The sequence below is a fragment of the Paraburkholderia sp. SIMBA_030 genome (genome assembly GCF_046535245.1).
GTDB lineage: Bacteria > Pseudomonadota > Gammaproteobacteria > Burkholderiales > Burkholderiaceae > Paraburkholderia.
Map to the genome: position 1 here is coordinate 1 of NZ_JAWRXB010001049.1, position 255 is coordinate 255.

Below are 255 nucleotides of genomic sequence, written 5' to 3' on the forward strand. Positions count from 1 at the left end.
GATCTGCGCGCCCATCGAGTGCCCGACGAGCACGAATCGTTGGCCCGGGTAATGCGTCGTCATGAAGGCTTCGAGGTCCGCGACGTAGTGCGAGGGCGCATACGTGCCTGGCGGCGTCACCTCCGATCGGCCATGCCCGCGCAAGTCGACTGCGATCACGCGATACCGGGTTTCGAAGTACGGCAACTGCCACATCCAGTCATGGGAGTCGCACGTCCAGCCATGAATGAACATGACGCAGACGCCGCTGCCGGT

1 protein-coding gene is annotated in these 255 nt (G+C 63.5%); it reads right to left on the reverse strand.

Going from position 1 to position 255, the window contains the following annotated elements; translation table 11 throughout:
* Positions 1-234, reverse strand: a 234-nt coding sequence (locus SB772_RS43240) for an alpha/beta fold hydrolase (RefSeq protein WP_410838927.1), incomplete at its 3' end; no start/stop codon positions are given.
* Positions 235-255: the final 21 nt, after the last annotated feature.